Origin of the sequence: Streptosporangium sp. NPDC050284 (assembly GCF_044459525.1) — a bacterium.
GTDB lineage: Bacteria > Actinomycetota > Actinomycetes > Streptosporangiales > Streptosporangiaceae > Streptosporangium.
The window spans coordinates 1-24998 of the sequence record NZ_JBITIZ010000007.1; the positions used below are offsets into that span (position 1 = coordinate 1).

At 69.6% G+C, this 24998-nt stretch carries 20 protein-coding genes; 10 read left to right on the forward strand and 10 right to left on the reverse strand.

Features of this window, described 5'->3' with window-relative positions; genetic code table 11:
* Positions 1-206: 206 nt before the first annotated feature.
* The gene (locus tag ACIBH4_RS17610) at positions 207-1976 is read right to left on the reverse strand and encodes a hypothetical protein (protein ID WP_362503956.1); all 1770 of its coding nucleotides are present in this window, start codon (positions 1974-1976) and stop codon (positions 207-209) included.
* Between the two features lie 324 nt (positions 1977-2300).
* Between ACIBH4_RS17610 and ACIBH4_RS17615 the strand changes: the two genes are divergently transcribed.
* Positions 2301-2942 (forward strand): DUF305 domain-containing protein, encoded by a 642-nt coding sequence (locus tag ACIBH4_RS17615; RefSeq protein ID WP_362765758.1) that lies wholly within the window; start codon positions 2301-2303, stop codon positions 2940-2942.
* A 441-nt stretch (positions 2943-3383) separates the two neighbouring features.
* On the opposite strand, the gene ACIBH4_RS17620 is transcribed toward ACIBH4_RS17615, so the two are convergent.
* Positions 3384-4046 (reverse strand): DUF305 domain-containing protein, encoded by a 663-nt coding sequence (locus ACIBH4_RS17620; RefSeq protein ID WP_362503962.1) that lies wholly within the window; start codon positions 4044-4046, stop codon positions 3384-3386.
* Between the two features lie 403 nt (positions 4047-4449).
* Here ACIBH4_RS17620 and ACIBH4_RS17625 point away from each other — a divergent pair, with 403 nt between their 5' ends.
* Entirely contained in the window at positions 4450-5865 is a 1416-nt protein-coding gene (locus ACIBH4_RS17625) for a hypothetical protein (RefSeq protein ID WP_362503965.1), read from the forward strand.
* Between the two features lie 232 nt (positions 5866-6097).
* Positions 6098-7486 (forward strand): LVIVD repeat-containing protein, encoded by a 1389-nt coding sequence (locus ACIBH4_RS17630; RefSeq protein WP_399172388.1) that lies wholly within the window; start codon positions 6098-6100, stop codon positions 7484-7486.
* 156 nt (positions 7487-7642) lie between these two features.
* Here ACIBH4_RS17630 and ACIBH4_RS17635 read toward each other — a convergent pair whose 3' ends face one another.
* On the reverse strand, positions 7643-8626 hold the full coding sequence (locus ACIBH4_RS17635) for an RDD family protein (RefSeq protein WP_362503968.1): 984 nt from the start codon (positions 8624-8626) through the stop codon (positions 7643-7645).
* A 37-nt stretch (positions 8627-8663) separates the two neighbouring features.
* Between ACIBH4_RS17635 and ACIBH4_RS17640 the strand changes: the two genes are divergently transcribed.
* Positions 8664-9659 (forward strand): stage II sporulation protein M, encoded by a 996-nt coding sequence (locus ACIBH4_RS17640; protein ID WP_362503971.1) that lies wholly within the window; start codon positions 8664-8666, stop codon positions 9657-9659.
* Positions 9660-9682: 23 nt separating this feature from the next.
* Here the strand turns inward: ACIBH4_RS17640 and ACIBH4_RS17645 are convergent, their stop codons facing one another.
* The 5 genes from ACIBH4_RS17645 to ACIBH4_RS17665 form a co-directional block, all read right to left on the reverse strand.
* Positions 9683-11047: a DUF58 domain-containing protein gene (locus ACIBH4_RS17645; RefSeq protein ID WP_362765761.1), complete on the reverse strand. Its 1365-nt coding sequence runs from the start codon at positions 11045-11047 to the stop codon at positions 9683-9685.
* 2 nt (positions 11048-11049) lie between these two features.
* On the reverse strand, positions 11050-11973 hold the full coding sequence (locus tag ACIBH4_RS17650) for a MoxR family ATPase (RefSeq protein ID WP_362765908.1): 924 nt from the start codon (positions 11971-11973) through the stop codon (positions 11050-11052).
* A 110-nt stretch (positions 11974-12083) separates the two neighbouring features.
* Complete coding sequence (locus tag ACIBH4_RS17655) at positions 12084-13376, reverse strand: DUF4350 domain-containing protein (protein ID WP_362503977.1); 1293 nt, start codon at positions 13374-13376, stop codon at positions 12084-12086.
* A complete protein-coding gene (locus ACIBH4_RS17660; RefSeq protein WP_362765764.1) occupies positions 13373-14014 on the reverse strand; it encodes a DUF4129 domain-containing protein in 642 nt (213 codons plus the stop codon). Before ACIBH4_RS17660 ends, ACIBH4_RS17655 begins: the two co-directional genes overlap by 4 nt.
* Complete coding sequence (locus tag ACIBH4_RS17665) at positions 13999-15303, reverse strand: hypothetical protein (protein WP_362765767.1); 1305 nt, start codon at positions 15301-15303, stop codon at positions 13999-14001. Before ACIBH4_RS17665 ends, ACIBH4_RS17660 begins: the two co-directional genes overlap by 16 nt.
* Positions 15304-15644: 341 nt before the next feature.
* Here ACIBH4_RS17665 and mtrA point away from each other — a divergent pair, with 341 nt between their 5' ends.
* The 6 genes from mtrA to ACIBH4_RS17695 all read left to right on the forward strand — a co-directional run bounded on the left by mtrA (position 15645) and on the right by ACIBH4_RS17695 (position 22975).
* Positions 15645-16322: an MtrAB system response regulator MtrA gene (mtrA, locus tag ACIBH4_RS17670; protein ID WP_030907316.1), complete on the forward strand. Its 678-nt coding sequence runs from the start codon at positions 15645-15647 to the stop codon at positions 16320-16322.
* Positions 16323-16349: 27 nt separating this feature from the next.
* On the forward strand, positions 16350-18071 hold the full coding sequence (mtrB, locus tag ACIBH4_RS17675; protein WP_362503987.1) for an MtrAB system histidine kinase MtrB: 1722 nt from the start codon (positions 16350-16352) through the stop codon (positions 18069-18071).
* Between the two features lie 163 nt (positions 18072-18234).
* On the forward strand, positions 18235-19980 hold the full coding sequence (locus ACIBH4_RS17680) for an LpqB family beta-propeller domain-containing protein (RefSeq protein WP_362503990.1): 1746 nt from the start codon (positions 18235-18237) through the stop codon (positions 19978-19980).
* Positions 19981-20262: 282 nt separating this feature from the next.
* Positions 20263-20967 carry a phosphoribosyltransferase family protein gene (locus ACIBH4_RS17685; protein WP_362503993.1) on the forward strand — a complete coding sequence of 235 codons (705 nt, stop codon included), beginning with the start codon at positions 20263-20265 and terminating at the stop codon, positions 20965-20967.
* Between the two features lie 537 nt (positions 20968-21504).
* Entirely contained in the window at positions 21505-22176 is a 672-nt protein-coding gene (gene hpf / locus ACIBH4_RS17690; RefSeq protein WP_362765770.1) for a ribosome hibernation-promoting factor, HPF/YfiA family, read from the forward strand.
* Between the two features lie 94 nt (positions 22177-22270).
* Entirely contained in the window at positions 22271-22975 is a 705-nt protein-coding gene (locus tag ACIBH4_RS17695) for a response regulator transcription factor (RefSeq protein ID WP_362503999.1), read from the forward strand.
* A gap of 87 nt (positions 22976-23062) precedes the next feature.
* Here the strand turns inward: ACIBH4_RS17695 and ACIBH4_RS17700 are convergent, their stop codons facing one another.
* Positions 23063-24256 (reverse strand): DNA glycosylase AlkZ-like family protein, encoded by a 1194-nt coding sequence (locus ACIBH4_RS17700; protein ID WP_362765773.1) that lies wholly within the window; start codon positions 24254-24256, stop codon positions 23063-23065.
* A 234-nt stretch (positions 24257-24490) separates the two neighbouring features.
* Positions 24491-24805, reverse strand: coding sequence for an HGxxPAAW family protein (locus ACIBH4_RS17705; RefSeq protein ID WP_362504005.1), 315 nt, complete (start codon positions 24803-24805; stop codon positions 24491-24493).
* Positions 24806-24998: the final 193 nt, after the last annotated feature.

Genomic DNA, 24998 nt, shown 5'->3' on the forward strand with positions numbered 1-24998 from the left:
TCGTCGGGGTCGGCGGAGGCCATCGCGGGGGCGGCGGTGGCGGCGAGGGCGAGGCCGAGCAGGGACGCGGCGATGACCCGGGTGGTGCGGGTGGTCTTCATGGGCTTGCTCCGTTTATGGGGGGCGGGGCCGACCGGCATGTCGGCCGGCCCCGGTTGAAAGTGGCGACGTTCAGAGGTGTGTGCTGTGTCGCCGTTGAGGTCGGGTCAGCTGCAGCTGAGCGTGTTGTAGGCGGTGCTGTGGTCGGCGGTGATCGCCTGGCCGCCGATGGTCGCGGCGCCCGCGGCGGTCACGGTGCCGGCGGCGAGCTGTGCGGTCCGGGTGTTGAAGGACTGGTAGGCCTGCTTGCCCGGGGCGACGTCGGCGAACGTCTTGGAACCGTAGGGGGTGGTCAGGGTGATGCTGGCGGGCACGGTGCCGTTGTTGACGGCCGTGACCGCCAGGTGCGCCGTGGTACCCACACAACGAGCCTGCGTGGTGAGGGCCATCGAGAGGCCGGAGGTGAACTTCGTCTGGTTCTGCGGGTTGATCCTGTCGCTCTTCACAGCCGCCGCCGCGTTGATCTCGGCCTGGGTGAGGGACTCGCTCGGCTTCAGCTTGAAGGCGTCGAAACCGCGCACGATCTCGTTGCCGTAGATGTGGCCGTTGTACCAGTAGGCGGACCAGAAGCCACCGGTGACCAGCGAGGACGCGTTGACCGGACCGCGGTCGAAGAACGCGATCTCCTTGGGGTTGGCGGAGTCGGTGAAGTCGAACACCGACAGGCCACCCTGGTACCAGGCCTGGACCATGACGTCACGGCCGGGGATCGGGATGAGCGACCCGTTGTGCGCGACACAGTTCTCCGCCGTCGTCTGCGGCACCGGGAGCTTGTAGTAGCTCCTGAAGACGAGCTTGCCGTCGACGATGTCGTAGATCGAGTTCGCGCCCCACGACGGCAGGTCGGTGGTCCGGCAGCGCGCACCGGAGCCGCCGCCCCACTCGTCGGTGAAGACGACCTTCGTACCGTCGTTGTTGAAGGTGGCCGAGTGCCAGTACGCGTAGTTGGGGTCGGAGACCGCGTCGATCCGCTTCGGGTTCGTCGGGTCCGAGATGTCGATCAGGATGCCGTTACCCGCACAGGCGCCGGCGGCGAGGCCGATCTCCGGGTACGACGTGATGTCGTGGCACTGGTTGGTGACCGGTGACGGCGACCAGTTGGTGCCGGCCGGGTGCTGCGGGGTGGGCGGGGTGTTCTGCAGCCCGTTGATCGCGCCGGTCTCCTCGTTGGTGAAGATCCGGGGGTTGCTCACGACCGAGGCGTTCTGCGGGGCGGCGAGCGGAACCCGGATGACGTCGATCCGCCACAGCGAGGTGGCCGGGTCGGTCGCCGCCGTGTTGGCGCAGCCCGCGAGCTCCTGGCCGGAGCGCACGCTGGAGGTGCCGGAGACGTAGACGTACAGGTTCTCCGGTTCGTTCTTGCTCGTCACCAGCGAGTGCGTGTGCGAACCACGGCAGGTCTGCACCGCCGCCACCTGCGTCGGGTGCTCGATGTCGCTGATGTCGAAGATACGGACGCCGCGGAACCGGTCGGGGTTGACGGTTCCGGTGGCCCCCTGAGTGCCGCAGTCGATCCGACCGCGGGTCTCCTCGACCGACAAGAACAGCAGGTTCCCCTGCACCGACAGGTCGCCCTGCCCACCGGGGCAGACCACCGAAGTCTTCAGAACGGGCGTGCTGCCCGTGGAGATGTCGTAGATGTTGAAACCGTTGTAGTTACCGGAGAACGCGTAGTTCCCACTGAACGCCAGGTCGGAGTTGAGGTACGAGCCGCTACCTGGGCTGGAGGGGTTGTAGAAGCCCTCCGGCCTGTCCAGGTGTGCGGTCTTCTCCAGGTTGCTGATGGCTTCCTGGGCGTCCAACCATCCGGCACCAAGACCGATGCGGGGGTCGACGTCGGCCGCCGCGGAGGCCATGGTCGGCAGTAGTCCTGCCAACACCGCACCTATCGCGATGATCCCGAGCTTCTGTAGTCTGGCACGTCCCCCACGCGCCGAACGGCTACCTCTCACGGGCCGTTTCCCTTTCTTTCGGGCATCCCCTCCCTAGGTGATCTATCGCGAAGGGCGACCCGGGATCTGCTGGTGCCTCTTTGTGACGCCAGCTGGGGGGAGATCCACTTTGGTGTTACACGCGAACTGTAACGGAAGCGGCCTTGATGTTCTATACCCTGACATATCTACTGTTCCGGATGACCGCTACCTAGAAGGGTGCAAGAGGTTCACATAATGACTTCACTGCCCAAATGGCGAAATGTAAGCATGTTTGTAATCGCCGTCGGCATGATCGCCGGATGTACCACGGAGTCGCCCAAGGCGTCGGCCGCTCCAGTGATCGTTCAACCGGGAGCCCCGGGCGATCGCGGACAGACGCTCGCCGCCTCCTCGATGCCGACGGTCGCAGACACCCAGTTCACCGCCGCCGACGTGCTCTTCATGCAGGGCATGATCCCGCACCACGCCCAGGCGCTGCGGATGACCGACCTCGTGCCCTCCCGCAGCAAGAACCGGGACATCACTTTGATCGCCCAGCGGATGCAGGCGTCCCAGGAGGACGAGATCGCGCTGATGCGACGCTGGCTCCAGGACCGCGACCAGAAGGTGCCGGACGCGAACCACGATCACTCCGGCGCAGGTGGGGAGCTCATGCCCGGGATGCTGACCGAGGAGCAGTTCGCCGAGCTGAAGAAGGCCACGGAGAAGGACTTCGACCGGCTCTTCGTGCAGTACATGATCACCCACCACACGGGCGCGCTCCAGATGGTCGAGAAGCTGTTCGGCGACGGTGGCGGCCAGGAAACGGAGATCTTCACCTACGCCTCCCATGTCGACGCCGACCAGCGCATCGAGATCGACCGCATGCAGAAGCTCCTCGCCCAGTTGGGCGGCCCCGCTTCCGGCTGACGTGCCGTTTCCCTTTCGGCCGGGACGCGTTCGCTCGGGGAGGGGAGGTGAGAAAAGCGCGGACGGGCGGCTGCTTTGACGACAGGGGCGACGGTCGCCGGTCTTTGTTGTTCACCGTCGCCCGAGAGGCGGCGAACAGGAAAGAAGGTGTCCTGTAAACTTTTCCGAAGATCAAGGTAAAGGGCTGAATCAAATTTTGTCGCGACAAAGTCATCCTTTGTCGTCCTAATTGTCGGGACGGGCGATTCGCTGATTCATGCCTGTCCCATGTCGCCCCAAGGCCGGGATCGACCCGGTCGAGGCGCCGGACACCCTGCGGCGGGGCTACGACGTACGGTCATGACGACGGCGGTCCGCGCCGGGTGCCTGATCAGGGGTGAGCGCCCGGCGGAGGCGAAGGACGGCGCGATCCTCGCGAGCCGTCCACGCAAGAGGGGCGAGTCAGAGCTCGGCCTGCATCTCCCGCATCCTGCGGATCTCCGCGCTCTGGGTGACCGAGATGTCGTTGGCCAGCTCCTCGACCCGCACGTGTGAGCCGGAGGTCAGGACCTGCTCGGACATCGCGAGGGCGCCCTGATGGTGCGCGATCATGAGCTGGAGGAAGAGCCGGTCGAAGTCCTTGCCCGAGGCGGCCGTGAGCGCCTTCATCTGCTCCGGCGTGGCCATGCCGGGCATGTCGCCGTGCCCTGCATGGTGTTCGGGAACCCGCTGCCCCTGCTGCTGGAGCCAGGTGGTCATGAACTGGATCTCCGGCCCCTGCGCGTCCTTGATGCGGGAGGCGAGGCCCTTGAGCCTGGTGTGCTCGGCCCTGGTCGGGGCGAGGGTGGCCATGTCGAGGGCCTGGCGGTGGTGAACGATCATGTCCTGGAGGTACTTCACGTCGGCCGCGTTCACGGTGGGCGAGGGCACGAGCGTGGCGACCTCACTCGGGTCGACGGTCCTGGCGACCTCGCCCGGCCTGCCTGGGACGATCACCGGCACCGAGGCCTGGGCGGCCTCGGGGGGTGCGGGGGCATCCGGCTCCGAGGTGCACGCGCTGAGAGACAGGGCGGCGACCACGGCGATGAGCGCGACGCGCACCCGGCCTCCTTCGTGAATGTCCATTAACGTCCTTCCGCGGCCTGCGAGCCGGGGATATCGGCTTCCGGCCCCGGTCGGATCCCTCGATCCGCGGGTCGGGCACGCCCAAAGCTCCACGCGAGCATCCAGGCGAACACGGCACGCCCCGTCCCCTCAGGAACGCCACGTCCATCGTGTCCGCCGCGGAACACCCCAACCCTAACGGGTCGGGCTGACGTGAGGAGAGAGGCCTCGCACGGGAGATGTGGGATGTTTCGGGCTGTATGTCCAGTGCCGCAAGACCGTAGCCCCTCCGGGCCGCGTTCGTAAAGGCCTCATGTCGGAAACAGTTGCTGACACTGTGACGGCTTGCCTGGCCGGCCGTTCAGGATGAACGATTCAGACATTTATGCACGCTTTATCAGTGCATGTAGCTAGGAGGTACAAAGTGTCCACCCCCCCAGGGAAGGGTCTGACCGGCCGCTTTCTGTTCGTGGCCGGCCTCGCCGTCGCCACGGTTCTGGCCGCGGTACCCGCGCAGGCCGCTGACATCCCGGCGCCGGGCGAGATCGCCAAGAGCGGAAACGTCGAGCACGTCACCAACGTGCCCAAGCCGGCCAGCCTGACAGACATCAACACCGACATGGCGTTCCAGGGTGACTACGCCTTCGTCGGCAACTACAGCGGCTTCTCGATCTACGACATCAAGAACCCGAAGAAGACCTCGGTGGTCAGCTCGGTGATCTGCCCCGGCGGCCAGATGGACCTGTCCGTCCATGGTGACCTGCTCTTCGCCGCGGTCGACTCCTCACGCAACAACGACTCCTGCAGCAGCGTCGGTCAGAGCGCCGCGATCAAGGAATCGTGGGAGGGCGTCCGGATCTTCGATGTCAGCGACAAGAAGAACCCCAAGTACGTCAAGGCGGTCGAGACCAACTGTGGCTCGCACACCCTGACTCTCGTCCCCGGCAAGGGCAGGGACAAGAAGAACGTCTACGTCTACGTCTCCTCATACAGCCCGAGCGCGTCGTTCCCGGACTGTCAGCCGCCGCACGACAAGATCTCGATCATCAAGGTGCCGGTGAAGAACCCGGAGGCCGCCGCGGTCGTCGCCACGCCGGTTCTGTTCCCGGACGGTGGCAACCCCGGCGAGAGCCTGCCGTACCCCTACCGCACCTCGGCGACGAGCGGCTGCCACGACATCACCGCCTACCCGGAGAAGGACATCGCCGCCGGAGCCTGCATGGGCGAGGGCATCATGATGGACATCTCCAACCCGGTCGACCCGAAGGTCACCGCCACGGTCCGTGACGACGAGAACTTCGCGTTCTGGCACTCGGCGACGTTCAACAACAAGGGCACCAAGGTCGTCTTCACCGACGAGCTCGGCGGCGGCAGCGCGGCCACCTGCAACGAGGCGATCGGCCCGAACCGCGGCGCCAACGCCTACTACGACATCGAGGACGGCCAGTTCGCCTTCAAGGGTTACTTCAAGATCTCCCGCCACCAGGACGACACCGAGAACTGCGTCGCGCACAACGGCTCGCTCATCCCGGTCAAGGGCAAGGACATCATGGTCCAGGCCTGGTACCAGGGCGGCATCTCGGTCGTCGACTTCACCGACTCGGCCAACGCGCAGGAGATCGCCTTCTTCGAGCGCGGCCCTGACAGCGCCAACCGGCTCAGCGGTGGCTTCTGGTCGGCGTACTACTACAACGGTCACGTCTACGGCAGCGACTTCAACCTTGGTCTTGACGTTCTGAAGATCAATGACAAGCGCCTCGACAAGGCGGACAAGGTCAAGTTCAAGGACCTGAACCCGCAGACCCAGGACTCCTACCAGCCCGACAACAAGGGTCACTGACCTTTGACGTGACGGTCGTCGGGCGCCCGTCCGGCACCCGACGACCGTCACTCGCCCCGGAACCACCCGGCGAGCCATAAAAAGGGGTAACAGTAAACTTTTCTGGAGTTCAAGTAAAGAGGTTGAATCAAATTTTATTGTGACAAAGTCACGTCATGTTGACTCGGGTCTTCGGGGCGGACGGTTTGCTAATTTATGCATGCCTTATGTCCGCTTCAAGGAGGCACCCGCAGTGTTCGCTCCCCGAAGGGTCGTCCGGGCGTTGGCGGTGGTGGCCACGGCCGCCGCGATGCTGATGTCCACGGTCTCGGCCCAGGCCGCCGACATTCCTCCGCCCGGCGAAGTCGTCACCAGCCCCAACGTGACGCACGTCGGGACCCTGCCCAAGCTTCCCGGCCTTGAGAGCACCGTCAACAGCGACATCGCCTTCCAGGGCAACTACGCCTACGTCGGCAACTACGGCGGTTTCTCGATCTACGACATCAGCAACCCGAAGCGCGCCAAGCTCGTCAGCGGTGTCCTGTGCCCCGGCTCCCAGATGGACGTGTCGGTCTACGACGACCTGCTGTTCGCCGCGGTCGACAACTCCCGCAGCGACGACTCCTGCAACAGCGTCGGCCAGCCGGCCAGCGTCAAGGAATCGTGGGAGGGGGTCCGAATCTTCGACATCAAGGACAAGAAGAACCCCAAGTACATCAAGTCGGTCGAAACCAACTGTGGCTCCCACACCCTGACCCTTGTTCCCGGAAAGACCGGGGACCGAAAGAATGTCTACCTCTACGTCTCCTCCTACAATCCGAGTGACACGTTCCCCGACTGCCTGCCACCGCACGACAAGATCTCGGTCATCAAGGTGCCGCTGCGCAACCCGACCGCCGCCGCCGTGGTCAAGACGCCGGTCATCTTCCCCGACGGGGGCAACGAGACGCAGCCGGGCCTGCTGCTGCCGACCAGCGGCTGCCACGACATCACCGTCTACGCGGAGAAGAACATCGCGGCCGGGGCCTGCATGGGTGACGGCGTCCTGTTCGACATCTCCGACCGGGAGAACCCGGTGATCACCGCGCGGACCACCGACCCGAACTTCGCGTTCTGGCACTCGGCGACGTTCAACAACAGGGGCGACAAGGTCATCTTCACCGACGAGCTCGGCGGCGGCGGCGCGGCCACCTGCAACGAGGCGATCGGCCCGAACCGCGGCGCCGACGCCATCTACGAGATCAAGCGCGGCAGGCTGGTCTTCAAGAGCTACTTCAAGATCGCTCGCCACCAGGCCGACGCCGAGAACTGCGTCGCGCACAACGGCTCGCTCATCCCGGTCAAGGGCAAGGACATCATGGTCCAGGCCTGGTACCAGGGCGGCGTCTCCTTCGTGGACCTCACCGACTCGGCCCGTCCGAAGGAGATCGGCTACTTCGAGCGCGGTCCCGAGCCCAACGGCGGAAGCGGCGGCATCTGGTCGGCGTACTACTACAACGGCTATGTCTACGCCAGCGACTTCCACCGGGGGCTGGACGTCCTCAAGATCGACGACCGTCGCACCGACCCGGCCAAGAGTGTCCGTACGGACCGGCTGAACGTGCAGACCCAGGCCTCCTACGGAGAGCACGGCCACCACTGACCGTCCGAGCGGCCCGTCCTCCGAGGAGACGCGGTCGCCCGCGAGACGTACGTGAGGGGCGGTGGGCCTTCCCACCGCCCCTTTTGCGTGCTCCGGCACGACGCTCTTCACCGGCGTGAGTGCTCGCCTACGGGGAGGTGAGGGTGCGGGGGCCTGTCAGGCGGGAGGGACGAAACCGCCGGGCGTGGAGTCGGGCCGCCGCGCGGGGGGCGGGGACGTGGGCGGGAGAGGTGCCGGGTGGGGCGGCCCAGCCGGAGGCGGCAGGGGGATCCGCGGCTGCGACGGCCGGTAGTCGGGCCGAGGCGCCGATCCGGGGGGCGCGTACGGAACGGGGACGTACGGAGCGGAAGGGTGCGGCTGACCTGTCCACTGCCGCTCCGGCCGGTGCCCGCCGGTTCGCTGGGCCAGGCGCGCCTGCTCGCGGCGACGGCGTTCGGCCAGGACCGCGGTCAGGTAGGCGAACGGCGGCACACCCGGCGGGGCGGGAGGGGAGACGAAGGCCGACATCTCGGTGGCGATGCGCACGCCCATCTCGTGCTGGACGGCCGGGGCGAGGTCGTGCCAGCGCATGAGGTACTGCCTCGCGGTGGCCGCGACCTGCTCGGGCAGCCGCGACAGCTCCAGCGTCGCCGCCCACGGGGCGAGCATCGGCGGCATGTCCAGCGGCGGCCCGTACTGCCGCGGGACGCGCTCGGAGATCACGATGGTGCCGGAGAAGATGTCGCCGAGCCGCTTGCCCTTCTCCGAGATCAGCGAGCTGATCAGCGCGGGGGCACCACTGAGCATCCAGAACTCCAGGACCCCCGCCAGCCCGCGGAACAGGGCCTGCCGGAACCGCTCGGGACCGCCGTCGTCGCTGACGACCCGCAGCCCCAGCGCGAGCTTGCCCAGGCTGCGCCCACGCGTGAGCGTCTCGAAGGTCACCGGGTAGCCGACGACCACGAGCACGGTGAGCACGATGTAGACCATCGTCGTCAGCGCCGGATCGTCCAGGAATCCCAGGTTGCCGACGAGGAGGGAGGCCCCCAGCAGCGTCACGACCTGGATCGCCATGTCGATCAGCAGTGCCGCGGCCCTGCTCGGGAGCTGGGCCACGCGGACCTCGACGACCACGGCCTCGCCGGTTACGACATCGGACACAACCAGCACCCTACCTTCGACTGGATAGGCTGATCGCGTGGACATCGACGCCTTTGTCACCGCGCACCGGCCCGCCTGGGATCGTCTTGAGGATCTGGTCCGGCGTCGCGGCTCGCTGGACGGTGCCGAGGTCGACGAGCTGGTCGACCTCTACCAGCGGGTGGCCACGCACCTGTCCCTCGTCCGCTCGGCCTCCGCCGACCCCATCCTGGTGGGCCGCCTGTCGGCGCTCGTCGCCCGGGCCCGCTCCGCCGTGACCGGGGCGCACACCCCGGCCTGGCGGGAGTTCGTCCGTTTCTTCACCGTCTCCTTCCCGGTGGTCGCCTACCGGGCCCGTCGCTGGTGGCTGGCCACGGGCGTCGCGTTCCTGCTGGTCTCCACGGTCGTCGCGGTCTGGGTGGGGGAGAACCCCGGTGTCCAGGCGGCGATCGCCACCCCCGAGGAGATCACCCAACTCGTCGAGCACGACTTCGCCGACTACTACTCGGAGAACCCGGCGACCTCGTTCGCCGGACAGGTCTGGGTCAACAACGCCTGGGTCTCGATGCAGGTCATCATGATGTCCGTCCTGCTCGGCCTGCCGATCCCGTACGTCCTGTGGGAGAACGCGCTCAACGTGGCCGTCTCCGCCGGGCTGATGGCCTCGCGCGGCAAGCTCGACATCTTCTTCGGGCTGATCACCCCGCACGGCCTGCTGGAGCTGACCGCGGTGTTCCTCGCCGCGGCCGTCGGCATGCGCCTCGGCTGGACGGTCGTCGACCCCGGCCCGCGCAGGCGCACGGAGGCTCTGGCCGAACAGGGCAGAGCCGTGATGAGCGTGGCCCTCGGCCTGATCGTGGTGCTGTTCGTCTCCGGGCTGATCGAGGGCCTGGTCACTCCCTCGGGTTTGCCCACCTGGGCGCGGATCGGCATCGGGGTGGTCGCGGAGGTCGCGTTCCTCGCCTACGTGATCTTCTTCGGCCGCCGCGCCGTGGCCGCGGGCGAGAGCGGGGACATGGAACGCGCCCCCGACCTGGCTCCGAGCGCCGGCTGAGCACCGGTGGGTGCCGGGGCGGCTCAGAGCCGCCCGGCCGCCTTCAGCGCCAGGTAGGCGTCGGCGAGGGCCGGGGCGATCTGGTCGGGGGTGGTGTCCACGACCTCCACACCCTGGCGGCGCAGCAGGGTGGTGATCCTGCGCCGTCCCGCGCGCAGGTGCTCGGCCGCCGCCGCGCCGTAGACCAGCTCGGAGGTGCCGCGCCCGGCGGCCATCTCGGCCACCTGGGGGTCGGAGACGGCGGCCAGGAGCACCAGGTGCCGCGAGGAGAGGCGGGGAAGGACGGGCAGAAGCCCTTCCTCAAGCGCCGCCGGGTTGAGGTCGGTCAGCACGACGACCAGGCAGCGTCGCCTGGCCCGCGCCATGACGGCCGCGACCATCCCCGCGGAGTCGGCCTCGACCAGTTCGGCCTCGATCGGGGCCATGGTGTTGACCAGGGACGACAGCAGCTCCGTACGGCCGGTGCCGGACACCCAGGCGCGTACCCTCCGGTCGTGGGCCATGAAGTCGACCCGGTCGCCCGCACGGGAGGCGAGGGTGGCCAGCAGCAGCGCCGCGTCCATCGACCAGTCGAGGCGGGGCCAGCCGGGCACGACCCGCGCCCCGCTTCCGGCGCCGGTCCTCGGCACCTCCCCGGCCAACGGGATCGGGGCGGTGCCCACCCGTCCGGCCGAGGTACGGCCGGTGTCGAGCACGATCAGCACCCGACGGTCGCGCTCGGGCCGCCAGGTGCGGACGACGACGTCGTCGCGGCGCGCGGTGGCCCGCCAGTCGATCGAGCGGACGTCGTCGCCGACCACGTACTCCCGCAGCGAGTCGAACTCGGTGCCCTGCCCCCGGATCATCGACGGGTGCCGGCCCTCCAGCTCCCTGAGCCTGGACAGCTTGGCGGGCAGGTGCTTGCGGCTGAGGAAGGGGGGCAGCACCCTGACCGACCAGGGCACCCGGTGTGAGCCCTGGCGGGCCGCCACACCCAGCGGGCCCAGCGTCCGCACCGTCACCGTGACCGCCTCGCGGTCGCCCCTGCGGGTGGGAGTGAGCGTCGTGACCAGCCGGCGGCGCTCGCCGGGGGGAACGTCCAGCGGCAGGTGCCGGGGCGTGGCGCCCGCGGAGGGCGGCCAGGCGTCCCTGAGCACGCCGCGCGCCCTGCGGGGGCCGGGGTTCTCCACGATCAGCTCGACCGTGACCGACTCGCCGAGCCGTACCAGCCGCTCGCCCGAGCGGGTGAAGCGCAGCGGGCGCACGCTCCCGGCCAGCAGCAGGTCGACCGCGACCAGCGCCACGATCAGCAGCGCCACCCCTGCCACGGCGAGCCCGGGCCGGGGGGCGAACAGCACGACCAGGGTGCCCAGCAGCGCCAGCAGCGCGGCCCGTCCTGTCAGCGCCATGGTCAGCGGGGGACGGGGACGGAGGCGAGGATGGCGTCGATGAGACCGTCGGCGGTCGCGCCCTCCAACTCGGCTTCGGGACGTATCTGGATCCGGTGCCGCATCGCGGGCCTGGCCAGCGCCTTGACGTCGTCGGGCGTCACGTAGGTGCGGCCGGACAACCACGCCCAGGCCCGCGCCCCGGCGAGCAGCGCGGTGGCGCCGCGCGGGGAGACACCGAGCTGGAGCGAGGGCGACTGGCGGGTCGCCCTCGCGATGTCCACGATGTAGCCGAGCACCTCGGGGCCCACGTGGACCTTGCCGACCGCCGCACGTCCCGCGGCGAGGTCGGCGGCGGTGGCCACGGCCTTGACGTGCGAGAGGTCGCGAGGGTCGAAGCCGAGCGCGTGCCGCTCCAGCACCGCGATCTCCTGGTCGCGGGGCGGCAGCGGGACGGTCAGCTTGAGCAGGAACCGGTCGAGCTGCGCCTCGGGCAACTGGTAGGTGCCCTCGTACTCGACGGGGTTCTGGGTGGCGGCCACGATGAACGGGTCGGGCAGCGCGCGCGCCGCCCCCTCCACGCTGATCTGACGCTCCTCCATCGCCTCGAGCAGCGCGGCCTGCGTCTTCGGCGGCGTGCGGTTCACCTCGTCGGCGAGCAGGAGGTTCGTGAAGACCGGCCCCTCGCGGAACTCGAACTCCGACGTCTTCGCGTCGTAGATCAGCGAGCCGGTGATGTCGCCCGGCATGAGGTCGGGGGTGAACTGCACCCGCTTGAAGTCGAGTGAGAGCGCCGCCGACAGTGTCCTGACGAGCAGGGTCTTGGCGACGCCGGGCACGCCTTCGAGCAGCACGTGGCCCCGGCAGAGCAGCGCGATCACCAGCCCGGTGACCACGGCGTCCTGGCCGACGACCGCCTTGGAGACCTCGGCGCGCAGGGCTCCCAGCGCCTCCCTGGCCTGGTCCGCGCTCTGCGCGGCGGGTACGGCGGATGCGCCGGGCGCGGACCTCGCGACGGAGACCGCCTCGGTGAGACCGTCGTTCCCCGGTGGTGTGGTCACGACTTTCCGACCTGCCTTTCCAAGATGTCCATGTATTCGGCGAGGGCTACCAGCCCCGCCTCGTCGACCGGCGGAGGTCCGTACAGGGCGGCGCCGACGTGCGACGCCGCCTGGCCGGTCCGCTCGGCGATCGCGTTCACCAGCGCGTCGGGGCCGGTCCCCGGGGGCAGCCCGAGGCGGGGGGTGACCCGGTCGGTGAAGCCCGCGCGCAGGGCCGCGGCGGCCCGGTCGCGGGCCCGCCGCGCCCGGTAGAGCCTGGCACGTCCCTCGACGGTCTCGGCCGCCCGCACGACGACGGGCAGCCGCTCGGCCACCACGGGACCGAGCCTGCGGCCCCGCCAGAGCGCGAGCAGCAGCACCGCGAGGAACACCTGTACCACGGCCCATTTGACCCCTTCGGGGACCAGGTCGTAGAAACCCTCCCCACGGTCGCCCGCCTGGGGGGTGGCCTCGGGAGGCGTGAGCCAGAGCAGGGTGGGCCGCCCGCCGGCGAGGTTCGTCGCGAGCGCGGCGTTGCCGTCCTCGGCGAGCCGCAGGTTGGTCATGAACTGCGCGTCGCCCGCGACGGTGACCGTCCGGTCCCCCACACTGTGGGAGACCAGGGTGGGCTTCCCGCTCGCCGGGTAGCAGCCGATCGCCCCGGCGGGCAGGGTGAGTGTCACGCCGCCGCTGTAGGCGCTGCCCGCTCTCGTCGCGGCCGGCAGCGCGCACCGGGGCTCGCGGGATCGCGCCCGCGCCTCACCCACCGGGGCCACCCCGGGCGCGAGCAGGTCCAGGTGCTCGGGTACGCCCACCACCAGCAGGTCCGAGGGTGCGGCGGCGAGCCGCTCCGCCTCGTCCTCGTCGAGCGGGAAGGTCCGGCTCACCAGCAGGGTGCTGCCCGCGGGGCCCGCCTGCTCGGCCAGCGACGCGGCCTCCGCGGCCGAGGTGACCCGCGTGACCCGCACTCCGTTCGCCTGCAGCAGCCGGGCCAGGCCCTTGCCTCCCGACAGCGAGGTGTCAGCGGGGTCGAGAGGTCTTTCCGGTCCGCCGGAGCCTCCGAGCAGCACGCCGGCGACGGCGACGGCGACCACGAGGAGCGCCACCAGCAGGATGCCCCTGCCGCCGCGCCAGAGGCCGCCCGCGGTCGGGGAGGTGGAGGTCGTCGCGGAGACCCGCGCACCGGCGTGCCCTGAGGTCCGCGTCGCGCTCCCGGCGTTCTCTGGGTTCCCAGCGTTCTCGGGGTTTTTGGTGCCACCCGCGTCCTCGGCGGAGGTCGATCCCGTCTTTCCCGGCGGGGCGAGGCTCATGGCGCGTCCGTCCGTACGACGGGCGCGGGGCGGGCCGTGCGCAGGTGCTCGTCGAGGTCGCGCATGATCCCGTACGCCTCGGGCGTGCCGGGCACCTCGCCGTAGGTCACGTCGTCGAACACCCGCGCCGCCGCGGCGAGTTCGGAGGCGAGCGCGGGCAGGGCTCGGCCCGCCTCGGCGGCGAGCTCGTCGGCGGTGCGGCCGGGCGTGTGGTCGATGATCACGCGGTCCTCCAGGTCACGGGCGACGGCCCGGAGCCGTTCGCGGACCGCCTCGGCCCACCGGGCCTCCGCCGCCAGCCGCTCGGCGGCCTCGCGGTGCTCGGCGGCGCTGAGGCGGCGGTCGCCGAAGATCCCGCCCTCGCGGGTGCCGCCGCTCCCGGCGGTCCTGCGGGCGACCAGGAGCAGCGCGACGACGATCCCGATCACGATCACGAGAAGGGCCGCCCGTGCCGCCAGGCTGCCGACGGTGCCCATGGACTCCTGGTCGAGCAGGTCGCCGAGGAACTGGTTGACGTTGCGCCAGACGCGGTCGACCAGGGACTCCTTGGCGTACTCGGATCTGAGCAGCTCCTGGATCGCCTGGCGCCGAGCCTCTTCGCGCCCGATGTCGACGGGGGACGTCAGGAATGGGACCACGGGGCTCCCTGGCCGGGGGGCTCATGCCGCGCGGGGCCCGCGGGTGTGATGGAGGGGTCCCACAGATCGTCGGCCGACGCGTGGACCCAGCCCTGTCGCCGCTGCTCGATCGCCGCGGTCTGGAGCACCAGGTCGAACGCCTCGGAGCGCATCCGCCGGTCGGCGTAGAGCAGGCCGTTCACCCCCGCCTGGAGGGGATAGGTGATCATCGAGCCGAGGGTGACGCCCACCGCGATGAGGATCGCCGCGGCGATCCGCGCGCCGCCTGAGCTCTCGCCGAGGAGGACGAGGAAACTCCCGCCCAGGACGAAGGGGAAGGAGAGCAGCTGGCCGACGAGGAACGCGATGATCTGCGTGAGGACCACGATGCCGAGCGTCCGCCAGAAGCCGCCGGAGACGAGGTGCCAGGACCTGAGCAACGAGTCGACGACGCCGCGCCGCTCCAGCACCGCGGCCGCGGGGGCGAGCACCAGCCGGGTGTTGACGAAGAGGGCGTAGACCACGTAGGCCAGCACCGCCACCACGCCCACGATCGCGACCACAGTGACACCGGCCCCCGCCGAGCCGAGCGCGAAGAACATGCCGATGATCATGGCCATCGGGACGAGCAGGATCACGAGGTTGACGACGACGAGCCCGAACAGCGTGGGCACCCGGCTCCGGGTCAGCGTCCATGCCTCGCCGGCCGTCATCCTGCCGCCGAAGACCGCGCGGCCCAGGATGCGGGTGACCACGCCGGTGAGCAGCGTCACGGCGACGAACTGGATCGCGTAGGAGAGCAGGGTGCCGCCGTACTGGGAGAGGAAACTCCCCTCGTCGGGGGTCGCGTTCGGGTTCTCCAGGATCGGGGTGATGGAGTCGAGCGCGATCACCTGCCCGATCGCGAGGGGGATCGCGCCCAGCGCGGCGGCGATCGCCGACAGACCCAGGACGCTCCTGGGGTTGGAGCGCATCAGCTTGATCGCCCCGTCGAGGATGTCGCCCACGCCGAGCGGACGCAGCGGGATGATGCCGGGCCGCATCGCGGGAGGCGGCATGTGCGCGCCGTACGGCGGCCCGTAGGGGCCCTGCTGGTACGGCTGCTGGTACGGCGGTTGCCGGTGCGGTGCCTGGCCGTGGGGCTGCCAGGGCCCCTGAGGGGGCCCCTGCGGCGGCGCGGGAGGATCGGGCGCGGGGCCGGGGGCGGTCCACGGGGATCCCTGGGCGTTGCCGTACGGCGGAGGTTGGTTGGACGCCCAGCCCGAGGGCGTGCCGGGATCGCCGGGACTGGAGCCGTGACCGTCTGACATATCCCAATCCTGGCATGTGGACACACCATCCGTGGTGATCGGGTGATCACGCGAACGTTTCATCCCTCACAGCGAGGGCGGAGATGCCGGAGGGATGGCCGAGACACCGTGGTTTACCGCAGACTGTGAACGTGGTCATCACCGCCCGGTGCCCGCAGTCACCGGGTCGGTGGCGGCCGTGGGGGGCGTAACTGCGCGTTTTACGTTGAATGCGCCTAAAATTCGTCAGTTGGACGCCCCGTCGTCGGCCGGTGTCATCCAGTAGGCGGGCGAGGGTAATCTTCGATGATCGACCGATTTATCACGATAACTCCCGAACTGCGTAAAACGAATGAGGGGCCATGAAAGGACGCGTGCTGGTCGTCGACGACGACGCGGCTCTCGCCGAGATGCTCGGTATCGTGCTGCGCGGAGAGGGCTTCGAACCCTCCTTCGTCTCCGACGGCGACAAGGCACTCGACGCGTTCCGCGACACCCGGCCGGACCTGGTCCTGCTCGACCTGATGCTGCCGGGGGCCGACGGGATCGACGTCTGCCGCCGCATCAGGGCCGAGTCCGGGGTGCCGATCGTCATGCTGACGGCCAAGAGCGACACCATCGACGTGGTGCTCGGGCTGGAGTCGGGGGCCGACGACTACATCGTCAAGCCCTTCAAGCCCAAGGAACTCGTCGCCAGGGTCCGCGCCCGGCTGCGCCGCACCGACGAGCCGACGCCGGAGATCCTGCAGATCGGCGACATCACGATCGACGTCGCCGGGCACTCGGTGAAGCGGGAGGAGGAGACCATCAACCTCACCCCGCTGGAGTTCGACCTGCTGGTCGCCCTCGCCAGGAAGCCTCGCCAGGTCTTCACCCGCGAGGTCCTGCTCGAACAGGTCTGGGGCTACCGCCACGCGGCCGACACCCGCCTGGTCAACGTGCACGTCCAGCGGCTCCGGGCGAAGATCGAGAAGGATCCCGAGCACCCCGAGATCGTCGTGACGGTCCGCGGGGTCGGGTACAAGGCCGGACCGGCCTAGCCGCCCCTCTTCCCCCGGACCCCCGAGATGCCTCCCGCACCGAAGAAACGCCGTCGCACCCCGCGCCAGCTGCTGCGGGGTGTCCGGCGTCGTGTCCGGCGCGTCGCCGGCCGGGCGCGACGCGTCTTCTGGCGCTCGCTCCAGCTGCGCGTGGTCACCAGCACGATGGTCATCTCCATCGTGGTCGTCGCCGTGCTCGGCGTCTTCCTGATGCAGCAGATCATCAGGACCACCCTGGAAACCAGGGAGAGCGCGGCCAAGAGTGAGGCGCAGGCCGACAGGAACGCGGTGCTCGGCTATCTCAGCCAGCCGGCGGCCGAGGCCGCCAAGCAGGCCGCGGAGCCGGGCCAGGCGCTGCAGCCGGCGGGAAGCAGCCCGCTCAGCCAGGCCACGGAGGCGCTCGCGCGGCGCGCGGGCTCGGCCAGCCGCTACTCGGTGATCATCCGTAACGAGACACTGCCGGGGGCGTTCTACGGAACCACGGACATCGACCCCGTCAGCATCCCGCCCAGGCAGCGTGAGGAGCTGTTCAAGAAGGAGGCCGGCGAGGACAGCACCTGGTACACCCCCCTGTACTACAAGGGGCAGCCGGAGCAGCCCGTGCCCGGCATGATCATCGGCACCCGCCTCGACTCGTCGTACGAGATCTACCACCTCATCCCGCTGGACAAGGAGGAGCAGACCCTCGCCTCGGTGCAGCAGATGATCATCCTTGTCGGCGCCGGCCTCGTGCTGCTGCTGGCCGTGATCTCCTCCCTGGTCACCCGCCAGGTCGTCACGCCGGTGCGGCTGGCCAGGCAGGCCGCCGAACGGCTGGCCGCCGGGCGCCTGGACGAGCGGCTGAAGGTGCGCGGCGAGGACGACCTCGCCCGCCTGGCCGCCTCCTTCAACGAGATGGCCGCCAACCTGGCGCTGAAGATCCACCAGCTGGAGGAGCTCTCCCAGGTCCAGCGCCAGTTCGTCTCGGACGTCTCGCACGAGCTGCGCACCCCGCTCACCACCGTGCGGATGGCCGCCGACCTGCTCTTCGACGCCCGCGAGGACTTCGATCCGATGGCCGCCAGGTCGGCCGAGCTGATGCAGAACCAGCTCAACCGGTTCGAGGCGATGCTCACCGACCTTCTGGAGATCAGCCGCTACGACGCGGGCGCGGCCGACCTCGACGTCGACTCCGTGGACGTCAGGGACGTGGTGCTGCGTGCCGTCGCCGACTCCGAGGCGCTGGCCGAGCGCCACTCCACCCGCTTCGACCTGCGCCTTCCCGGTGAGCCGTGCATGGCGGAGATGGACAGCCGCAGGGTCGAGCGCATCCTGCGCAACCTGCTGTTCAACGCGATCGAGCACGGAGAGGGCCGCGACATCGTCGTCTCGGTCGCCGCCGACAGGGACGCGGTGGCGGTGGCCGTACGCGACCACGGGGTGGGACTGAGAGCCGGCGAGGAGAACCTGGTCTTCGACCGTTTCTGGCGGGCCGACCCGTCCCGGGCGCGCACGATCGGCGGTACGGGCCTGGGGCTCGCCATCTCCCGCGAGGACGCCATCCTGCACGGCGGCTGGCTGCAGGCGTGGGGCTCGCACGGGGAGGGCTCGCAGTTCCGGCTCTCGCTGCCCAGGGTGGCGGGGGCGGTGCTGAGGGGCTCGCCGTTGCCGCTCGTACCCCCGGAGGTGGAGATGCGGCGCACATGGCGAGGGCACATGACGCCGGTGCTGTCACCGGCGGCGGCCGACGGGGGGCGCGATGCGGACTAGGACGGGAGGCGCGCGACGCCGGCCGGAGCCTGTGGGAAGCGCGACGCGGGTCGGGGGCGGAAGGGCACGGCGACAACCCGAGCCGGTCGGGGGCGCCGCGCGGACCGGTGTCCGCGGGAGGCGGTACGCGGCGCTGAGGGGAGGCGCGCGGAACGCGGGGACGGTGATCCTCGCGATCGCCCTCGTCTACGCGGTGAGCGCCTGTTCGGTCATCCCCACAGGGGGCAAGTCCGTCGTCGCCGTCGACAACGAGCGCAAGGGCAACCCACTGGGCGACCCGTACGCGCGGGTCATCGCGATGCCGCCGAAGGCGGGCTGGTCGCCGGAGGAGGTCGTCACCGGCTTCCGCGCGGCGATGGCGAGTCTCGACGACCCCGCCTTCCAGGTCGCCCGCGAATACCTCACCGGCGACTTCGCCGCCAAGTGGAACCCGCGCAGCGGCGTCACGGTCTACCGGCAGGGCACGTACGAGAAGTTCGCGCCCCTCCGCGACGAGGACAAGCAAGCCCAGGTAACGCTCAAGGGCAGCAAAACCGGGATCATCGACCAGGATGGCCGATACCGCCCGAGCGGCGGCCCCCTGAACCAGTCCTTCACGCTCGCCATGGACGGGAACGGCGAGTGGCGCATCAGCGCGGCCCCCGACGGGCTCCTGCTGTCCGAGGCCGACGTCGCCCGCGGCTACCTGCCCGTCGACCTGTACTTCCTCGACTCCCAGTGGAAGGGCCTGGTGGTCGACCAGGTACGGGTGCCGATCGACCCGGCCGCCAACTTCGCCAAGACGACGGTCGAGCGGCTGATCAGGGGGCCGAGCAGTTCCCTCAAGGACGCGGTGCGCACCGCCTTCACCGGCACCGAGCTCATCGACGTCACCATCGAGAACAACCGGGTCGTCGTCGACCTGACCAGGCGGGTGGACTCCGACCTGATCGACCCGATGTCGGCCCAGCTCGCCGCGACGCTCGCCGCGCTCACCAAGGGCGGCTGGGGCTTCGAGGTCACCGTGAACGGCGAGTCGTACTATCCCGACGCGTCCCTTCAGATCGACGCTCAGGAGCATTCGAACTTCGACCCCTGGACGACCCCCGACGCCGTCTACCCGTTCTATCTCGCGGGCGGCGCGCTGCGGCTGCTGGACAAGGAGAACGTCGGGCGGCCCGTGCCCGGCAGGGCCGGTCAGAAGGGGGCGGGGACCCACCCCGCGATCAGTGGCCAGCCCGTACAGCAGGTGGCGGTGCTCTCAGGAGACGGCAGGAGCGTCTCCGTCGCGCCGCTCGCCGCGGGCGGTGAGTGGCGCGACTGGATCACGGGGGTCTCCCTCGCCCCGCCCGCCTGGGACCGCTATCACACGCTCTGGACGGTCGACCGGCCCAACGACCACGCCTCGGTCATCACCCGGCACGACGGCGACAACAAGCACCGGTACCGGGTGTCGGCCCCGGACCTGGAGACGTTGTACATCAAGTCGCTCAAGGTCGCGCGGGACGGCGTGCACGTCGCCGTGATCGTCAAGGACGGGCTGGGCGAGCAGGTCCAGGTCGGCACCGTCATCGGAGAGCGGGAGAACACCCGCGTCACCAACCTCCAGACCGTGGTCAACGCCGACGGCAACCGGACGATCAAGGACATCGCCTGGAAGGACGGCAAGACCCTGTACGCGCTCACCGGCAAGTCGGAACTGCTTGAGGCCTCGGTCTCCGCCGAGCCCAAGTCCCTGCCCTTCGACTCTCGGATCGAGAGCATCACCGCCCTGGACAGCACCCTGCTCGCCGGGGCCAGGGACGAGCAGGGGGCCCGGCAGGTCCTGTTCTGGAACTCCACCAGGTGGGAGTCGCTGGTCAAGAACGAGACCGGGACCACGGACTTCACGGAGAACGGTCCCGCCTTCCCGGCCTTCCCCCTGAGCTGAGCGACCCCTTCGGGAGTGGGTTTCCCCAGGTTTCCCGCGGTTTGTCGCGGTGCGGTGCCCGGGCCGTGCGATTCGCGCCGTGAGGGCGACGGCCGTGGTGAACATGCGGCGTATGCGGCCTCACCCCGGGGTGAGGCGTTCTCCCGTGCGCCCTGTCACGTCCCTGTCACGTCCCTGTCACGGCCCTGGCAGGGCCGGCCATCGCCTCCGGCGGGGGACCGAACCCCCCTCCGGTACCGTGGGCTGGGCTTTTTTGTCGGTGCCATATGCAACCTTGGATCCGTGACGACCGCCATGCTCGACCTGATCCTGCCGCCCCGCTGCGCCGGATGCGACGCGTTGGGCGCCCTCGTCTGTTCCCGCTGCGCGAAGGAGCTGCACGGGGCGCCCGCCCTCCGGATGCCGGACCCCGTTCCGCCAGGCCTGCCCGAGTGCTGGTCGGCTGCCGAATACACCCCCGCCGTGCGGCGAGCGATCATCGCCTACAAGGAGCGCGGTCGCACGGCCCTCGCCCCTCCGCTGGCCGGGGCCCTCGCCCTCGCGGTGGCGACGGCGGCCGGCGAGCGGCCGGTGTTGCTGGTGCCGGTGCCCAGCGCCCGCCCGGTCCTGAGGCGCCGCGGGCACGACCCGGTGACCCGGCTCGCGACGCTGGCGGCCGGTTACCTCCGCGAGGCCGGCTGGCCCGCGAGCGTGGCACGGGTGCTCGCCCAGCGCCGCCGTGTCGCCGATCAGGCGGGGCTGAGCTCCCTCCAGCGGGCCGCCAATCTCTCCTCCGCCTTTACGGTCACGATCGGCCGCAACGCGCCTGTGCCGCGCTCCTGGGGCGGTACGGAGGCGATTGTGCTGGTCGACGACATCGTCACCACCGGTGCGACGCTCGCGGAGGCGGCGAGGGCGATGCGCGAGGCGGGGGTCACGCCCTCCCTCGCCGCCACGGTCGCCGCGACACGCCGGAGATCGAGAACCGGTGATCGCGACGGATCGTGACGCAGGGTGAGGTGGTGACCCGATTTCGGGGTCACCTCGGCGCCACACCTCACTGTCCTGATCGTCTCGACGATGCCTTCATGGCTGCTCAAGAACATGAGAGGCCCTTACCGCTCCCGCCGTCACCTCCCGGAAGCGGGAGCCCCGGAGCCGGTCGGCCGGTCCTGGATTACGCAAAGTGATCCTTTGGTCGATGGTCAGGCTGACATTCGGCCGGGATGCGGATAGCGTCTGAGCCATGGCACCCGCTCGGGTCCGTGGTTGCGCCGGACCGACCTCCGCGAAGAGGCCGGCCCGGCTAGCCGATGCCAGCCGCAGGCGAAACGGTCCACGTAAGACGACTTCTCGTCGATCGATCACGGTGCGGCTTAGAGGTAAGTCCTGCCTTCCCAGGGAGCCAGATGTTCCTTGCCAGAAGAGAAGGGCATGTAGTGGCAAAGAGCTGCGAAACCCTCAGCAGGCGGATGTGGGGACGAAGACCAGGTCGGCCGAGCGGGTGTCGCAATACCACCGTCGAGGTTCGAAGGGGGGCTGTGCATGGAGATCATCGTCAAGGGTCGGCACACCGGAGTGAGTGACCGATTCCGCGACCACGTGAATACCAAGCTGGCCAGGATCGAGCGTTTGGACCACAAGCTCATCCGCGTTGACGTGGAGGTGTCCAAGGAAAGTAATCCCCGCATCGTCGACCAGCGAGAGCGCGTCGAGCTCACCATTCACTCACGTGGTCCCGCGATCCGGGCGGAGGCTTCGGCCGACGACCGATTCGCCGCCCTTGACATCGCGCTCGGCAAGCTCGAAGGACGGCTGCGGCGGCTCGCCGACCGCAGGAAGATCCATCACGGCAACCACTGCCCGCCCTCGGTCGCCGAACTGACGGCCACCGCGCTCGCCGAATCCTTCGACACCGCACCGGCTCATCTGTTCACCGAGCAGTTGCCGGCCGAGTCCAAGAGCGAGGCCGACGCCGACGCCGACGTCGCGGAGGACAAGAGCATCATCCCGATCCAGATGGACGGGGACGGTCCGCTGATGGTCAGGGAGAAGTTCCACGAGGCCGATCCGATGACCGTCGATCAGGCTCTTCTTGAGATGGAACTCGTGGGACACGATTTCTATCTCTTCCGTGACAAGGAGAGCGGGCAGCCAAGCGTCGTATACCTCCGACAGGGGTACAACTACGGCGTGCTGCGGCTCGTTGAGCCCTGAAGAACGCGTTCGAAGATCCTCTCCGACCAACCGAGGACCATGAAACCCGTGTAATCATGGCGGTCCACCGGCTCTGGCCCCCCGAGGAGGAGGCGTGACGGAACCCGACGACGCAACCGGCCCGACCGGACACGGCGAACCGATCCGCGTGCTGATCGTTGACGATCACGCGTTGATCCGCCGCAGTCTGGAGATGGCGCTGGCCGCGGAGACGGACATCGAGGTTGTCGGCGAGGCGAGCGACGGCCAGGAGGCGGTCGAACTCGCCGACCGCCTCACCCCGGATGTCATGCTCATGGACGTCCGGATGCCACGGAGGAGCGGTATCGAGGCCACTCGTGAGATCAAGGCCTCGGTGCCGAGCACACGGATCATCATGTTGACGGTGAGCGACGAGGAGGAGGATCTCTTCGAGGCGATCAAGGCGGGTGCCACCGGCTATCTGCTGAAGAACGTCCAACTCGACGAGGTCCCGGAGGCCGTCCGCGGCGTCCACGAGGGACAGTCGCTGATCAATCCGGCGATGGCCGCCAAACTCATCAGCGAGTTCGCCAACATGAGCCGTAAGGAGGCCGAGCGCCCCCCGCAACTCCCCGTCCCGCGCCTGACCGAACGGGAGATGGAGGTGCTCCGCCTCGTCGCGAAGGGCATGAACAACCGCGAGATCGCCAAGCAGCTGTTCATCTCGGAGAACACCGTGAAGAACCACGTCAGAAACATCCTGGACAAGCTTCAGCTCCACTCCAGGATGGAGGCGGTGGTCTACGCGGTCCGCGAACGGATGCTTGAGATCACCTGACGCGTGCCCGGTGCGGTGACCGCCCGGCGGTCACCGCGCCCGGCTCCGGGCGCCACGTTCGCGGGCCAGGCCGCGAGGTCACCGTGCTCAGCCCTGGGCGCCATCCTTCAGGGCGTCCTGCAGGGGGCCGGCCAGGAGAGGATCGACGCGCTCGACCCGGACGGCCTCGCAACCGACCCAGCTCGCGGCCTCCCAGAGCGCTCCGGCCAGTGAGGCGGCGCCCCTGGCCGGTGTGACCTCGGGTTCGAGGCTCACCTGACGGGCCACCAGCGTGGACCCCTCGCGGGCCGGGTCGATCCGCCCGATCAGCCGGCCCCCGGCGAGGACCGGCATCGTGAAGTAACCGTGGACACGCTTCTCCTTGGGCACGTACGCCTCAAGGCGGTGGTTGAAGCCGAACACGCGGGCGGTGCGGGCGCGATCCCAGACCAGGGAGTCGAACGGGGAGAGCGGGGTCGTGCGGTGACGGCCCCTGGGCTCGGTCTCCAGCGCGGCCGGGTCGGCCCAGGCGTCGGCGGACCGCTCGGGCCACCCGGCGACCCGGACGGGCACCAGCCCGGTGGAGCCGTCGAGCAGGCACGCGTCGAGCAGCCGTGCCTCGGGGGCCTTCAGCCGCAGGAAGTCGACGAGGTCGGCGCGGGTGGCCACGCCGAGCGCGGCCCCGGCGATCCCGGCGAGACGGGTGACGCACTCGGCGTCGGACAACTCCTCGGCCAGCAGGTCCGCGGGGACCGCGCGCTCCGCCAGGTCGTAGACGCGGCGCCAGCCCACCCTGCGCGTGCAGACGACCTCGCCGGTGTCGAGCAGCCACTCAATGGCGATCTTGGAGTCCGACCAGTCCCACCACGGCCCGCCCTTCTTGGCGCCGCCGATGTCGGCGGTGGTGACCGGGCCGCTCTCACGGACCAGGTTCAGCACCTTGTCGACGCTGTCGGGGACCTCGTGCCAGCGGAACTTCCTCGCGCGGAAGTATCTCCGTCTGAAGGCGTACAGCGCCCAGTCGCCGATCGGCAGGATGCAGGCGGCGTGACACCAGTATTCGAAGGCCCGCGCGGGCTCGTCCCAGTAGGCCCGCTCGACCTCCTGCCTGCCGACGGCGCCGAGGCGGGCGTACGCGACCAGCTCGTGGGAGCGGGCCAGCACGGAGATCGTGTCGAGCTGGACGGCGCCGAGGCGGCGCAGGGTGGCGGGGGCGCCGCCTCGCCGGGACTCGGCGCCCAGGAACCCCTGGGCGCGCAGGATGACACGGCGGGCCTCGTCGGAGGAAAGGGAGAGCTGCATGACCGCCCCAGGGGGAGACAACACGTCGTGGGCCGAGGCTAGCGCCTGACACCGACGAGGCGGCCATGCCGGTGTCAGGGGCCGCGTCCGGGACGGGTCGGGGTGAAGCCCGCCGCGTCCGGGACGGGTCGGGGTGAAGCCCGCCGCGTCCGGGACGGGTCGGGGTGAAGCCCGCCGTGTCCGGGGCGGGAGTGAGCAGGGGTGAGCCGGGATGTACCCCGCCGCACCGGGTGGTCAGTCCAGGACGCTCCGGCCGGTCCCGCTCATCCTGCGGGGGGCCTCGACGACGATGTCCTGGAAGACGCGGAAGACCAGGGTGAGAACGCCACCCATGGCGCAGACCGCCGCCCCCATCCAGAAGACGAACCAGTTGGGGCCCAGGCAGAGGGCGACCCCCGCGATGGTGAAGCCCAGCAGGATCACGGTCACCGCGAGCCAGGACGACGCTCTTCCACCGTGGCCCCCCGAGCCCTTGTGGAGCGCGGGACCGCCGTCGCCCCCCTGACCCTCGTGGGTCCCGCCACTCGCCGGACGCGTGTCGTCCGTCATCACGACTCCTCCTCCCAGGCAGTGACCAGGCATGGCGACGCGCCCGCGCGAATCCCTCGCGGACGCGACAAAGAACGGCATACCCTATGAAGCTGGTCGTACTCTCTCAAAGAAGCGGGCAAGGAACTCCCAGGGCCACAAGAGCGTCTTTGAGGGTGGCTGTGTCTGGTGGCGGAACCGCCTACGATGGCAG